At 61.8% G+C, this 14491-nt stretch carries 13 protein-coding genes; 8 read left to right on the forward strand and 5 right to left on the reverse strand.

The window, feature by feature from the left end; translation table 11 throughout:
- The first annotated feature begins 124 nt into the window (after positions 1–124).
- Complete coding sequence (locus FA94_RS36295) at positions 125–1261, forward strand: 4-hydroxyphenylpyruvate dioxygenase family protein (RefSeq protein ID WP_035561240.1); 1137 nt, start codon at positions 125–127, stop codon at positions 1259–1261.
- Positions 1262–1353: 92 nt separating this feature from the next.
- On the opposite strand, the gene FA94_RS36300 is transcribed toward FA94_RS36295, so the two are convergent.
- On the reverse strand, positions 1354–2298 hold the full coding sequence (locus FA94_RS36300) for a LysR substrate-binding domain-containing protein (RefSeq protein ID WP_035561242.1): 945 nt from the start codon (positions 2296–2298) through the stop codon (positions 1354–1356).
- 175 nt (positions 2299–2473) lie between these two features.
- On the opposite strand from FA94_RS36300, the gene FA94_RS36305 reads away from it, so the two are divergent.
- Both FA94_RS36305 and FA94_RS36310 read left to right on the forward strand, forming a co-directional pair.
- Positions 2474–3511, forward strand: coding sequence for a DUF1338 domain-containing protein (locus tag FA94_RS36305; RefSeq protein WP_035561245.1), 1038 nt, complete (start codon positions 2474–2476; stop codon positions 3509–3511).
- A 51-nt stretch (positions 3512–3562) separates the two neighbouring features.
- Complete coding sequence (locus FA94_RS36310) at positions 3563–6619, forward strand: FAD-binding and (Fe-S)-binding domain-containing protein (RefSeq protein ID WP_051981121.1); 3057 nt, start codon at positions 3563–3565, stop codon at positions 6617–6619.
- Between the two features lie 33 nt (positions 6620–6652).
- On the opposite strand, the gene FA94_RS36315 is transcribed toward FA94_RS36310, so the two are convergent.
- Positions 6653–7285 carry a helix-turn-helix domain-containing protein gene (locus FA94_RS36315; protein ID WP_035561248.1) on the reverse strand — a complete coding sequence of 211 codons (633 nt, stop codon included), beginning with the start codon at positions 7283–7285 and terminating at the stop codon, positions 6653–6655.
- Positions 7286–7817: 532 nt separating this feature from the next.
- Here FA94_RS36315 and FA94_RS36320 point away from each other — a divergent pair.
- Positions 7818–8267, forward strand: coding sequence for a hypothetical protein (locus FA94_RS36320; RefSeq protein WP_035561250.1), 450 nt, complete (start codon positions 7818–7820; stop codon positions 8265–8267).
- Positions 8268–8331: 64 nt separating this feature from the next.
- Here the strand turns inward: FA94_RS36320 and FA94_RS36325 are convergent, their stop codons facing one another.
- Entirely contained in the window at positions 8332–8910 is a 579-nt protein-coding gene (locus FA94_RS36325) for a GNAT family N-acetyltransferase (RefSeq protein ID WP_051981123.1), read from the reverse strand.
- A 112-nt stretch (positions 8911–9022) separates the two neighbouring features.
- Positions 9023–9667: a glutathione S-transferase C-terminal domain-containing protein gene (locus tag FA94_RS36330; RefSeq protein WP_035561253.1), complete on the reverse strand. Its 645-nt coding sequence runs from the start codon at positions 9665–9667 to the stop codon at positions 9023–9025.
- 72 nt (positions 9668–9739) lie between these two features.
- Between FA94_RS36330 and FA94_RS36335 the strand changes: the two genes are divergently transcribed.
- Both FA94_RS36335 and FA94_RS36340 read left to right on the forward strand, forming a co-directional pair.
- Positions 9740–10474, forward strand: a complete 735-nt coding sequence (locus FA94_RS36335) for a TetR/AcrR family transcriptional regulator (protein WP_081936311.1) — start codon at positions 9740–9742, stop codon at positions 10472–10474.
- Between the two features lie 66 nt (positions 10475–10540).
- A complete protein-coding gene (locus FA94_RS36340; protein WP_051981125.1) occupies positions 10541–11245 on the forward strand; it encodes a hypothetical protein in 705 nt (234 codons plus the stop codon).
- 9 nt (positions 11246–11254) lie between these two features.
- On the opposite strand, the gene FA94_RS36345 is transcribed toward FA94_RS36340, so the two are convergent.
- Positions 11255–11932, reverse strand: coding sequence for a DJ-1/PfpI family protein (locus FA94_RS36345; protein ID WP_035561259.1), 678 nt, complete (start codon positions 11930–11932; stop codon positions 11255–11257).
- A gap of 132 nt (positions 11933–12064) precedes the next feature.
- Between FA94_RS36345 and FA94_RS36350 the strand changes: the two genes are divergently transcribed.
- Positions 12065–13060, forward strand: coding sequence for a GlxA family transcriptional regulator (locus tag FA94_RS36350; protein WP_035561262.1), 996 nt, complete (start codon positions 12065–12067; stop codon positions 13058–13060).
- 115 nt (positions 13061–13175) lie between these two features.
- Positions 13176–14480, forward strand: a complete 1305-nt coding sequence (locus FA94_RS36355) for a hypothetical protein (RefSeq protein ID WP_156126783.1) — start codon at positions 13176–13178, stop codon at positions 14478–14480.
- Positions 14481–14491 lie beyond the last annotated feature (11 nt).

Below are 14491 nucleotides of genomic sequence, written 5' to 3' on the forward strand. Positions count from 1 at the left end.
GTCGCGTACCGCATTGCCGCAGCGCACCACGCATCCGGCTTGAGCCCGCTGGAAAAAACAGGGTGCGCAGTCAACCGCAGCAACATCGAACACAGCAGTCGAACGACCGCACAAGGAGATTGCCATGCCCAGCGACCTGCCCACTCCCGACGCCGCGCTGCGCGCCGTGTCGGTGCCTGAGCACAACCCGCTCGGCACAGCCGGCCTCGAATTCGTGGAGTTCGCCGCGCGCGACCCGCAAGCGCTTGGCGAGACCTTCAGGCAGCTCGGCTTCAAGGCGATCGCCCGTCATATCAGTAAGGACGTCACGCTGTATCGCCAGGGCGAGATGCAATTCCTGATCAACGCCGAGCCCGATTCGTTCGCCGCCCGCTACGCCGAGGAATACGGCGCGGGCATCTGCGCGATCGGCATTCGCGTGGCCGACGCGCAGCGCGCATTCGACCGCGCGATCGACCTCGGCGCATGGGCGTTCGAAGGCGAGCGGCTCGGCAAGGGCGAATTGCTGATCCCGGCGATTCAGGGCATTGGCGACTCGCACATCTATTTCATCGACCGTTGGCGCGGACGCGGCGGGCAGCGCGGTGGCCTCGGCGACATCTCGATCTTCGACAGCGACTTCCGGCCCGTCGAGATCGACACGGCGCACGCCGATCTGAGTCACGCGGGAACCGGGCTCGTGGCCGTGGATCATCTGACGCAAACGGTCGGCGAGGGCCGCATGCAGGAATGGCTCGACTTCTATCGCGACCTGCTGAATTTCCGCGAGATTCACGAGTTGCACGCGAACTGGCACATCGCGGCGGAATCGCGGGTCATGGTGTCGCCGTGCGGCGCGATCCGCGTGCCGTTGTACGAAGAAGGCACGCGCCGGACCAACCTGATGCACGACTATTTGCCGGACCATCCGGGCGAGGGCGTGCAGCACATCGCGCTCGCCACCGACGACATTTTCGCGTGCGTCGAGCAACTGCTCGCGAACGGTGTCGAATTCGTCGAGCCGCCGCCGCGCTACTACGCGCAACTCGATACGCGTTTGCCCGGTCACGGGCTCGACGTCGAGCGGCTCAAACGCACGCATGTACTCGTGGATGGCGAAATCGGCGCCGACGGCGTGCCGTTACTGTTTTTTCAGACCTTCGTGCGCCGCCGTGTCGGCGAGATCTTCTTCGAGATCGTCCAGCGTCAGGGGCATCACGGTTTTGGCGAAGGCAATCTGAGCGCGCTGGCGCAGGCCCGAGATCAGCAAGCGGGCGGTTGAAGCGATTCAGCGGTTCAACGCGTCAAGGCTTCAAAGCGTCAAGGCTCCAACGCTTCAAGCCCCGAACGGCCGCCCGCTGCCGCCGGCCGCGCTCAATCACCGCCCGGATTACCCGCCAACGCCGGATTCACCGCCCCATAATCCGCCGCCTCATGCAGCAGCCACTCACGAAAGCTCGCGAGCGGCTTACCGTGACTCAACTCCGTCGGATAAACGAGGTAGTACGCCGAGTCGGCAACCGCCGGCGCGGCGAGCGGCACCGCGAGCGGAATCACAAGCCCGAGCTGTTCGAGCTGCGCATCCACAAAGAAGCGCGGCACCAGCGCGATGCCGAGGCCGGCCGCGGCGGCGCTGATCAGCATGGTGTGGAGTTCATAGCGCACGCCCTGCATGGTCCGGTTGTCGTCGACGCCCAGATTCGCGAACCACGCTGCCCAGCCGTCGGGCCGGGTGGTGGAGTGCAGCAGCGGATAGTCCAGCAGATCGGCCGGCTGTTCAACCGGCCGCGTCAGCAAACTCGCCGCGCACACCGGCACGACCTCTTCGCTAAACAGAAAATCCGCCGACGTGCCCGGCCACGTTGGTTTGCCGTAGTGAATCGCCGCTTCGAAATGCGTGTCGGCGAACGGGAACGTGCCGGTGCGCACGCCCATGTTCACGCGAACATCCGGATACCGCGCATTGAATGCCGCGAGCCGCGGAATCAGCCATTGCGACGCAAAGGTTGGCAGCACCGCCAGTTCCAGATAACCGCCGCCGCTGCCATGCGCGATGATCGACAGCGTGTCGCGGTCGAGCTGTTCCAGCGAGCGCCGCACCTGCGCGCTATACACCTTGCCCGCCTTGGTCAGCACCACACGCTGTTTGACGCGCACGAACAGCCGCACGCCGAGATTGGTTTCGAGCGTATTGATCTGCCGCGACACCGCGCTTTCGGTGAGAAACAGTTCGCGCGCCGCATGCGTGAAGCTCTCGTGCCGGGCGGCGGCTTCGAAAGCGAGCAGCGCGCCCATGTTGGGGATCTTGAATTTTCGCATGTTGATTCCGAAAACGCATCAAGTGTCGATTTTATCTCGCTTTACGGCGGCGCTGAGAATTTGAATAATGTTGCCTTCAAACTTGCCGTATCGCGCGTTGCGCGGCCACCGGCGGTCCCCGACAGCGCGTCGGCGAGCGCGCCAGGCATCACGTAAAGCCCCGTAGAGAACCCATATGCGAAACATCAAGAATGCGAATGTCGAACAACTGCTGCAGAAACTGCTAGGCGCCGACACCACCGCGCGGCTCTTCGCCACGCTGAACCATCCGCAGATTCTGAACGAGTGGGAAACGGGCACCGTCACGCGCGCGGAACTGGCGCAGGCGATGAACATGGCGCTGTTCGAAGACCTGCTGGCACGTTCGCCGAACGGCCGCCAGTACACGGACGAAACGATCGCCGCCGGCGGCAGCGTGTATTTCGATCACGGCGCGCTGCGCACGGTGCGCTGGCCGCACGGCGGCGCGCTGCCGATGGGCGAGGCCGCGTTCGCGCGCATTCTGCGTCCGCTCGGCTTCAGCATCAACGGTCGCTATCCGCTCGACCGCTTGGGTATGACCGGCCGCGCGTGGGCACACGACGACGCGCCGGATGAAATCTCGCAATTCTTCGTCAGCGAATTGCATCCCGAGCGTTTTTCCGAGGCTTTCCAGCAGGCCGTGACGAACGTGATCGGCGCCTCGCGCGATCCGTTGACGCCGCGCGCCGTCGGCCAGTTGTGGGAGCTCGAACGCGACGGCGTGCTGCCGCTCGACGCGGCGCACGAATTGCTGCCCGTGATCGTCGGCGCGTTCGCGCGTCAGCACGAGACACCACGTGAAGCCGATTACGAAGTATTGTTGAAGGAGTCGGCGGAAATGGCGTGGATCGCCACGGAAGGCAACGCGTTCAATCACGCCACCGATCGCGTCGCGGACGTCTTCCAGCTCTCCGACGACGAGAAGGCCAAGGGTCGTCCGATGAAGCCGGAAGTCGAGCGCTCGCGTTCGGGCCGCGTGTTCCAGACCGCGTATCGCGCGGACAGGGTGCGTCGCGAATTCGTTACGGCCGACGGCGGTGTCGTGACGCGTGACGTGCCGGGCTCGTTCTACGAGTTCATCACGCGCAAGCGCACGTTCGATCAGGACGCGCGCCGCTGGGAAACCGACCTGCGTTTCGACGCGGGCAACGCTCAAGGCATCTTCAAGATGACGGCGAGCCAGGCGGCATGAGCGTCGAGCAACGGCGCTCGAACGTTGAACAGAACACGTGAGGGCGCGGCAGTGGGAACATCAACATCATTCGATGAAGCGCAAGCGAATACGCCGCACGATACCGAGCGGGGCACGCTAAACGCCGCACGCGTGGCCACGCCGTTCAAAGGCACCGCCGCCGTGCTGCAGGCACTCGAAGCGGACCTGCGCCGCCATGTGCGCGGCGAAGTGCGCTTCGATCAGGGCTCGAAAGCGCTGTATGCGGCGGATGCGTCGAACTATCGTCAGGTTCCGCTCGGCGTTGTCGTCCCCGCCGATGTCGACGATCTGCTGGCCACGCTCGCCGCCTGCCGCCGCAACGACGTACCGTTTTTGCCGCGCGGCGGCGGCACGTCGCAGAACGGCCAATGCGTGAACGTCGCGGTGGTGGCCGACGCGAGCAGGTACGTGAACCGCGTCGTGTCGGTCGATCCGGTCGCGCGCGTGGCGATCGTCGAACCGGGCGTGGTGTGCGACACCTTGCGTGACGCCGCCGAACAACACGGCCTCACCTTCGCCCCCGATCCGGCCACGCATAGCCGCTGCACGCTCGGCGGCATGATCGCCAACAACTCGTGCGGCGCACATTCGGTGATGGCGGGCAAGACGGTGGAAAACGTCGAAGCGCTGGAAATCGCGACCTTCGACGGTGCGCGTTTCTGGGTCGGCCCGACTTCCGACGCGGAGCTCGAAAGCATCATCGCGGCCGGCGGCCGTCAGGGCGAAATCTACGCCGCGCTCCGGCAATTGCGCGACACCTACGCCGAGCAGATTCGCGCGAAATTCCCGCGTATCAAACGGCGCGTGTCGGGCTTCAATCTCGATCAACTGTTGCCGGAAAACGGCTTCAACGTGGCGCGCGCGCTAGTCGGCACCGAGGGCACCTGCGCGGTGACCTTGCAGGCGAAAGTGCGCCTCGTGAAGAGTCCGGCGAAGCGCGTGATCGTCGTGGTCGGCTTCACTGATATCTACATCGCGGCGGATGCCGTGCCGAATTTCATGCGCTGGGAGCCGATTGCGATCGAAGGACTCGACCGCGCGATCATTCGCGGCTTGCAGGCGCGCGGGTTGAAGAAGGACGAGATCGCGCTGCTGCCGCAGGGCGACGCATGGGTCGTGCTCGAATTCGGCGCGGACACGCAAGAAGCGGTGATGCAGCGGGCACAAGCCGCCGCGGCGTATTTTTCGTCCGGCGAGGCGGGGCCGAACGTGTCGGCGATGCTCGTCGAAGATCGCGTGTTGCAGGCGAAGGTGTGGTCGATTCGCGAGACGGGGGCGTCGGCGGTGGCGTTGTCGGTTGAGGACGGCGCGCCGGATCCGGTGGTTGGCTGGGAAGACGCCGCCGTCGATCCGATGCGGCTCGGCGACTACCTGCGCGCGTTTCAGGCGCTGGTGGACCGCTATGGCTACGAGACGAGCCTGTACGGCCATTTCGGCGACGGCTGCGTGCACGCTCGTATTACGTTCGATCTGCGCAGTGCGGCGGGCGTCGCGACGTGGCGCAAGTTTCTGCGCGAAGCGGCGGAACTGGTGGTCGAATTCGGCGGCTCGCTGTCGGGCGAACATGGCGACGGCCAGGCCAAGGCCGAGTTCCTGCCGATCATGTACGGCCCGGAATTGATGCACGCCATGGAGCAATTCAAGGCGATCTGGGATCCGGCCAATCGTCTGAATCCCGGCAAGGTCGTGCATGCGTATCGTGCCGACGAAAATCTGCGGATGGGTCCGGCCTACAAGCCGGTGACGCTGCAAACGAAGCTCACGTTCGCCAGCCCGGAAGGCGACGGTTTCCAGCGCGAGATCGAGCGCTGCATCGGGATGGGCAAGTGTCGTTCGCTCGAAGGCGGCACGATGTGCCCGAGCTATCGCGCCACGCGTGAAGAGCGCTATTCGACCCGTGGCCGCGCGCATCTGTTCTGGGAAATGCTGCAAGGCGACGTGATCGCCGACGGCTGGCAAAGCCGCGAAGTGAAAGAGGCACTCGATACTTGTCTTGCCTGCAAGGGCTGCAAATCCGATTGCCCGACGCATACGGATATGGCTTCGTACAAGGCCGAGTTTCTCTCGCATTACTACGAGACGAAGCGTCGGCCACGGCAGGCGCTGTTCATGGGGCGCATCGGCGAATGGGCGCCATGGGCGGCGCGCTTTCCGCGTTTGACGAACTTCATGACGTCGGCGCCGGGCCTGGCTTCGCTCGGCAAGTGGGTGGCGGGCGTGGCGCAGACGCGTGAGTTGCCGCGCTTCGCCGGGACGACGTATCGGGAGATCGCGCGGCGTTCTTCATCCAACTCGTCCAACTCTCGTGGGGCTGAGGGTAACGTTGGCAACGTGGGGAAGAAAGTCATTCTCTGGGTCGACACGTTCAACGATCACTTCACGCCCGAAATCGCCGAAGCCGCCGCGGATGTTTTAAAGCAACTCGGCTGGCACGTCGTGCTGCCGAAGAATCGCCTGTGCTGCGGGCGTCCGCTGTATGACTTCGGCCTGCTCGAACGCGCGCGTGAACTGCTCATGCACATTCTCGACGACCTCGCGGACGATATCGCCGCTGGTGTGCCGCTGGTCGGTCTCGAACCCGGTTGTTTATCCGTCTTCAAGGACGAACTGCTGAAGCAATTGCCCGGTCACGCGTTGGCGAAGCAGTTGTCCGCGCAAACATTTCTGTTCTCGGATTTCGTCGCGCGTCAGCCGTTCGACTGGCCGACGCTCTCCGCGGATGTGATCGTGCACGGGCATTGTCATCAGAAGGCGCTGTTCGGCATGCAAGGCGACACGGCGTTGCTGAACAAACTCGGCGTGACCTGGAAACTGCTCGACACGGGATGCTGCGGCATGGCGGGATCGTTCGGCTTTAACGCCGAGCATCACGCGTTGTCGGAGAAGATCGGCGAAGACACGCTGTTTCCGGCCGTGCGTGAAGCGACGGCGGCGAATGCGGAAACGATCGTGCTGACCAATGGTTTTAGTTGCCGCGAGCAGATCGAACAGGGAACGGGCCGCCACGCAATGCATATTGCGCAACTCGCGCAGCGGGCATTGGCGGCGGCGCGCGTGGACGTGGTTGCTGACGTTACGGTCGGTTAAGACGCTACGCGCGGATTGCAGCGTGCGCGCGTGTTATTTCTTCGGTGAATCGGTGGCGGTCGGCACGGTCGGGATGTCGGCGCTGGTCGCCATCCACAACACTTCGGCGTCTTCGTCGCTCGTCGAAACCGCCGCGTGGCCGGTGCGGCTGTCGAAGTACAAACTGTCGCCGGCGTTCAGATGCGTTGGCGCGTACAACTCGGAATACAGGCACACGCTGCCGCTGATCACGTACAGGAATTCTTCGCCTTCATGACGACCCCAGTCGTCGAAGGCGTCGAGCGTGTGCGCGGAAATGCGGATGCGGAACGGCAGCATCGCTTTGTGCGCGAGGTCGGTGGCGAGTAACTCCATCTGATAGCCGCGATACGCGTGGCGCTGGCCTTCATTTTTGCGGGTCAACGCGCGACGTCCGCTCGCGCTGACTTTCGGCGTGGAGCCGAACAACTCGCCGATTTCGATCTTCAGACCCAGCACGATTTTCTGCAGCACGTCGAATGTGGGCGACATCAGGCCGTTTTCGACTTTGGAGAGCGTCGAGCGGGACACGCCGCACAGGCGGCTCGCGGTTTCCAGCGTCAGATCCTGGGCCTGACGGGCGGCGCGCACGCGTCGGCCGAGGTCCGTAGTGGAGGGATCGGCGGGTTTGGTGAGATGGGTATCCATGGGGTCCGACAGCTTGAAAGCTCGCCTTCGTGGGCGCGTGGTGTTTCCGATAATAACATTCGGTGCGGCGGCCCCGGTCGGCGAGCACGGTCGGGGATTGCCCGCAGGACGATGATCGGCGCTCATTGGGCGGATGTGCGCAGCTGACCGTACGCGCCAGTTTTCTCATCGGAAACGTCATGCTTCGGGATGGCGTGTGAGCCTTGCATCGCTGTGGTTGGCTTCGTCAATTAAGGCGACGTATGCGTGTGGATTGGCAATCGGCATTATTTGCTGAATGCATATTTGAATGCGGTAATTGTTAAAGACAAAGATCAAGGGTCATTGCGCATTTGCAATCCGCTATAGGTGCTTTGATGCGCTCTGATGGATAAGTCAAAGATCGTTGAAGGATTTTATTTTGTGTGACAAAAATATGCCTATAGCATAGTGATTATTTTTTGTTAAATGGCCTCGTTGACGGTTATTTTTATCTGCCATATCGATTACGATGCTGGGATTAAAAACAGCATCACTCAGATAAAAACGATCCATGTCGCAGAATCGTAAAAAACGACCAACGGGGAATCAGGGGCGTCGAAAACCGCTTGGAAAGACCAAGCTCCTGCCGCATACCACCTCTTACGTGCGTGAGCAATCGCTTTACTGGCATCTGGCTTTGGCCGCATTTCAGACGGGCAAGGGTAATGGCGATCTGCTGGTCAAACTGGTCAAGGCGCTTTATCTCGCCTGGTATCTTCAGCAGGCCGGTTTCGGCGACGTTGAACGCGAGCTTTATCTCGAAGCAGAGCGCATTCTGGACGCCGCCGCTCACAGCGCGAACAAAGATATCTGGTCGATCGCCGCCGCCGACTGTCCGCCGATTATCCGGATTCTCGATTTTCATGAGCAGCAATTGCTGTGCGCACCGGTGTTTGCGGTTGATGAAGCCGAATCGCGTGTCGTGCGTTTTGGAAAGAGTGAGAGGCGATCGCCTTGGTGAGGGCGAGTGGGGGCGCCGCATAGCACCGGCGGCGGTTAAGGGCCGTTTATTATCCGACGCCGTTTTAATTTACCCAACGGGCGTTCCATTTGACGCAGTTCGCCTGCGCGGTACTCGCTTCAACCGTTGCGTCGCCGAGATGACGCTCAAAATGCACCAGGTCGTACCACACCCCATGCATCCGTATGCTGCGTGTTGCTCTACCGTAAGCGACAAAACCATTGCGTTCTAACACGCGGCTGGAAGCCCGGTTTTCATGCCGCACCGTCGCCTCGACTCGCCATAGTTTCAAATCGGCACGCGCAGTTTGTAGGGCGAGCTCGACAGCCTGCGAAGCATAACCTCGTCCCGCGAATTGCTCGCCGATGCGATATCCGAGCATTGCTTTGTTGTAGTAACGCCGCTCCACGCCCGTCAGATTAATTCGGCCAACAATCTCTTCGTCTTGTTTGACGAGAAATTGATAAGCCTTGTCTTCCCGTTTCTCTCTTTGCGCCGTTTCTATCGCTGCTTTGACAGCATCGATGCTGTAGTAGTCCGCATCGCGAGCATTGATCCAGTGCTCGAAATAGGCGCGATTTTGCAGTTCAAACTGAAGGAGCGGCTCGGCGTCGTTGAGGGTCAACGGGTGGATTTGTACCATTCTATTTTTTAACCTGCAGGCAAGTGTCGACGTTCTTTGCGCGCAGTTTATCGGAACGGTGGATTCTCCGTTTCGGCACGTGCAGCGCCCGGAGGCGCTGCTACGTACGCACTCACGAAGCGCTTGCTTGCCGCCTCGCCTGCTCCTCGCCAAACAGCGCGATCTCTTCTTTCAATGCCTTGGCGACAGGCGGTCGAAGCGTCGTCCGTTTGTAGTACGCCGCGACGGCAGGCCACCCGGCGAGATCGACGCCACTGTACTGCGCCCAGTTCAGCACGGTGACGAGGTAAGCGTCTGCCACCGTAAAGCGATCCAGCAAAAACTCGTGGTCGCCGAAATGCTGTTCGAGCACCTGAAGGCGCAGCGCGACTTTCTTCTGCGTGTAGGCCCGAACATCGGCGGATGCATGCGGATCGAGCAGCGGCACGAACACGCCCTTATGTAGTTCCGTGCTGATAAAACCCAGCCACTCCTGCAACTTCGCGCGCTCCGCCGTGCCGACCGCCGGCGCAAGCGCAGCCGCTGGAAATGCATCGGCCACATACGGCAGGATCGCGGTGTTTTCCTTCAGCAGCCAGCCCTCATCCGTACGCAGCACGGGCACCTGTCCCAACGGGTTGATCGGATAAAAATCGGAGCCGTCACGCAATTGCTTTGACTTCGTGTCGACTTCAATGAACTGCGCGTCCGCGTTGGCTTCATAAAGCGCAATGCGGGTTGCGAGTGAACAGGCAAGTGGCGAAAAGTAAAGCTCCATGCTCGTGACTCCGGGTCGTTGTGATTGTTTTTGTACTATAGTGTATAAAAATCAACGCTGGCAACTATTTATATGCACACCGGTACAAAAAACGAAAAGCGCTCGCGTGGACGGCCTCGCAGCTACGATCCCGAGCAGGCGCTGAGCGACGCGCGAGACGCGTTCTGGGACGGTGGCTATTCCGGCACCTCGCTCGACGCGCTGAGCGAGTCGACGGGAATGAACCGCCCAAGCCTGTACGGCGCGTTCGGCGATAAACACGCCCTCTATCTGAGCACGCTGGACCGATACATCGAACTCGGGCTTCAGGGTATGGAAGCGGCGCTCGGCGGAGATCGACCTTTAGCCGATGCCTTGATGTCGGTGTACGACGGTGCACTAGCGATCTATTTGCCGGTTGGCGTGGCGCCGCGTGGCTGTTTTCTGATCGGCACGGCGTTGGCAGAATCGAGAGTCGATCAGGAAGTTCGGGACAAGCTCGCAGCGGGGCTGAATACGTTCGACGCGTCGTTTGAGCGGCGCCTCGAACGTGCGAAGGCAGTCGGTGAACTCGATAGCGCCGCGAATCCGGCCGTGTTGGCGAAGGTCGCTTCCGCGATTTTGCACAGTCTGGCGCTGCGCTCGCGCGCGGGTGATTCACACGCGTCGCTGCGCGCAACGGCCAAGGCGGGCGTTGCGTTGATCTGCGGCATGCAGGCGGAGCCGCCGCGCAAGACTGTTAGAAAACCTCGTGGCGGTGGCGGTGGCGGCGTGCCGGCCACTAGTGCGCTTGATGAAGCTCCCGTGCGACGCAAGTCGAACCGATAACGAGCGCATCATGCCGAGAACAATCATCTCAATGAGTTACGACTGCCATTGCATCGAGTGGGACAAGTGCTGACTTCTTACTTCTCGAGTGGCGACGTTATCCGCAGTCGCTACGTCAGCGACATCGTGCTATCCGGTGCGCTCGACATACCCATGCCTTCGCCACGTCTGCTGGCGGATTGGCAACGCGAAATTGCGACCAACATGGTTCTCGAAACCGGCGACGTCGAAGTCATGCCGTTGGCGCGCGCGCGGGCGCGTTGGCCGGACTACGGCCGCTGCGTGCAGGCCGTGTCCGACTGGACGCGCACGCTGGGATTGCCCGACGTGCTCGCATCCAGCGACGTCGCCCTGATGGTCTGCCGAGGCGCGAGGTATCACCACGACGCCGAGCAATATGGCGGCGCGGCGTTCTGCAATCTCTTCCTGAGCGAAGACCGCGGACTCGACGTGCATTTTCCGTCTGCCGGCCAACGCATTCCCCTGAAGCGGGGCACGGCGTTGATATTCGACACGGGCCAGCCTCACGGCGTCGTTCAACGCGGCAGCAGCGGCTTCAATGCCGCCGATTTCGCACCGGAAGAAGACTACGTGCAACTCTTCCTGACGTGGGAGCTGCCGATTGAAGACGCTCACGTAGCGCGAGCGCTCAAGGTCGAATTCGACGTCGCGCCTTCCAGCGCATTGCAACTGGATGAAGAGCAAGTCCGGCTCGACGGCGAAAAAGTCATGGTGTGCCCGGAGACGGGACGTTGGCGTCCCGCCGACTGAGCCTCCGCATCAAAGCGATGCAGCCACCCGCATAACGATCTCGCGGCGTCGCGCCAGCGAATCCGCTGACCGCTGACGCACCGACTTCACAACGGCCGGCGGCGCGGTCTCCGGGCTGCCGGCGTCGAATGGCGGAGCGGGCGCGTATTCGAGTTGCAGTTGAACCGCCTGCGCTTGCTGCTCACCGACCAACTCACTCGCCAGCGTCAGCGCGAAATCGATCCCCGCCGTTACGCCGCCGCCGGTGATCAGATTGCCGTCGCGAACTACGCGATCGCGCACGGGAATCGCGCCCAACGGCGCGAGCAATTCGTGAAACGCCCAATGCGTCGTGGCCTTGCGTCCACGCAGCAGGCCGGCCGCGCCCAGTACGAGTGCGCCGGTACAGACGGAGGTGACGAAACGCGCCTGGCTCGCCTGTCGCCGGATGAAGTCGAGGGTGTCCGGATCTTCCATCAGGTCGCCGATACCGGCGCCGCCCGGCACGCAGATCACGTCGAGCGGCGGGCAGTCGTCAAACGTGGTGTCCGGTACGAGCGTCAGTCCGCTGCTGGATTTCAGCGGTGCCAGGTCTTTCCAGAGAAGATGAACGGTCGTATCGGGCAGTGAGGAAAAGACGTCATGCGGCCCGGTCAGGTCGAGTTGCTGCACGCGTGGGAACACGAGCAAGCCAATGTGAAGCGTCATTGCAGTACCTCGTTGTTTGAACGTCGTGGCCTGCTCCACGTTCGGCAGGCAATCTGGGGATGGACAGACGAACTGTACGCAAGTACTGTCTGGCGGGAATGCCATATTCCCAACATTTCCCGCCAGGCTGCCATGCGTAAAGCGCTTCGATCGATCAACGTCCTCGCCTTCCCAGACGTGCAACTCCTCGACGTTTCGGGGCCGCTGCAGGTATTTGCGTCCGCGAACGAACTCGCGCGCGGACGCGGTCTCGCTCCGTGCTACGAGCCGCGCGTGATCGCCGCTCAGGCGGGCACGGTCGTGTCGTCGGCCGGCCTGGGACTCGTCGCGCATGCGCTGCCGTCGGCGCGCACGCCGTCCGACACGTTCATCGTCGCGGGCGGAAGAGGGGTTCACGCGGCATCGCGCGACGCTGTGCTGACCCGCTGGGTGCGTCAGCATGCGGCCATATCGCGGCGGGTCGCGTCTGTTTGCACCGGCGCTTTTCTACTCGCGGCCGCGGGGCTGCTGGATGAACGTCGTGTCGTGACGCACTGGGCGCACTGCAATGAACTCTTGCAGCAATACCCCGCGTTACGGGTGGAACCGGATCGGATTTTCGTTCAGGACGGCACGGTGTGGACTTCGGCAGGTGTCACGGCGGGGATCGATCTGGCGCTGGCGCTCGTTGAAGAAGATCTCGGCCGTTCAATGGCGCTCGACGTCGCACGAGAACTGGTGGTGTTTCTCAAGCGACCAGGCGGGCAGTCGCAGTTCAGCAAGGCTTTATCGCTGCAACAGGACGACGATCAATTCGGCGAGCTTCACGCGTGGATCGTGGAGCATCTGACCGTCGATCTTTCGGTCGCCGTGTTGGCCGATCGTGTCGGCATGAGCGAACGCAGTTTCATGCGCCACTACCGCGCGAGGACCGGCAAAACGCCGGCGCGCGCCATCGAACAGATTCGTACCGAGGCCGCGTTAGGCCTGCTCGTGGATACGTCGTTGCCGATCAAACGGATCGCGGCGCGATGCGGATTCGGCAGCGAGGAGACCATGCGGCGTAGTTTGATGCGAACAATCGCGGTCACGCCACAGGCGTATCGCGAACGGTTTACGTCGAGAGATAGCGAATTGATGAGGTCGTAGTGCTATCGGGCAACACTCGGTCGCGGAAAAGCCAGGTGCTTTATATCCGTAGCACATCGCCTCCGAATGAGCATGCTTCAATGATCGCTCACCTAGCACCTTCAGAGGCTATCAAATGGCGACGTCAATCTCAGGCACGCCCCTGCGTGCTGCGACACCGATAACGATACCGATTTATCCCGATCTGATTGGTGATGGTGGCAACAAGGCGAACAGAGGTCGAGAAGATCGGCAAGCTCTTCCGGCAATCTATCGCCATCTTCACCAGCAAGATGAACCTTGCTCGCCGATTCAGGCAAATCGTTTTGGATACGCGGGCGATGGCGCGGCGGCCAATGTATTGCGAGGTCTCGGCGCGTTAGGACAGATGGGCGTTTCCCACAGCCGACAAACCGGCGCAGCGCCTTTGCTGCGGATCGTCAAAGCGCGCTCGAACGATTTCGTGCGCGGCGCGTGCGACTTGCTCGGCACCGGCAATCTCGGCGGTAAGGAAGTGCTGGGTCTGGCATCGAAAGCGCTGTCGGATGGCGCGACTGAGTTGGGCATCATGCCGGCAGTTCAAAGCCTGTCCAACAACGTCCAGGATCTGATTGCGGATCCGAAGAGTGAGCAGGCCAAATGGGACGTGGGCAATGCGGCGGCGCATCTTGCTGGTGGACTCGCTGCCACGGCCGCATCGTTTGTCTTTCCTCCCGCCGCGCTGGCGCCGCTGCTTCTGCCGAATTTTTCCGAAATCCATCATGCCGAGGATCTCCGGCACGAAGTGAACCGGTTGCGTGCGCAAGGGCGCAATACGGAGGCCGATGCAATGCACATTATTTATCAGGAGGCTGCGCTAAACGCAACGCCGATCATTAACTGGTTCGGCTCGATCTATAAGTCGGCCATGCAACCCGCCATCGAGACATTCGAGCTATCGCAAGGCAACAAGCCGGATGCTCCGCCAGCGGGCGGCGTACCGCCCGGCTTGGCCGAAAACGCGGGAGACGTTGGCAACCGCTACTACGCGAGCGCTTTGTCCGAGCGTGCACAGAGTTTTGCGAGCAACGCCAGATCACACCTGAAGGAGCTGAGTGAAAAGTCAGGCGCGGACACGGTAACGATTCTGTCGCGTGCACCGCAAGTATTCGCCTGGCCGTCGACGGGGCAGCCAATGCGGACGTTCGACAAGGCGATCGCGATCACCTATTCGAAGCGATCCGATTCTGTCTCGGCCCAGTTTCTCTCTCCAGGGACGCACGGACAATTCCACGTTCCGATCATGGACGGCGTGACAGCGGACCGCCGGATGAAGAACCTCATCGTGGTGGGCAACATGCTGGATCCGCACAAAACGAACGTTAAGTTCGATCTCTCAATGTATCGGGATGGCAGAGTCGGCAACCTCGCTATTGCCGATCCGCGGCATTACGCGGTTTAACGTGGCGCCGC

The organism is Burkholderia sp. 9120, from assembly GCF_000745015.1.
Taxonomy (GTDB): Bacteria; Pseudomonadota; Gammaproteobacteria; order Burkholderiales; family Burkholderiaceae; genus Paraburkholderia.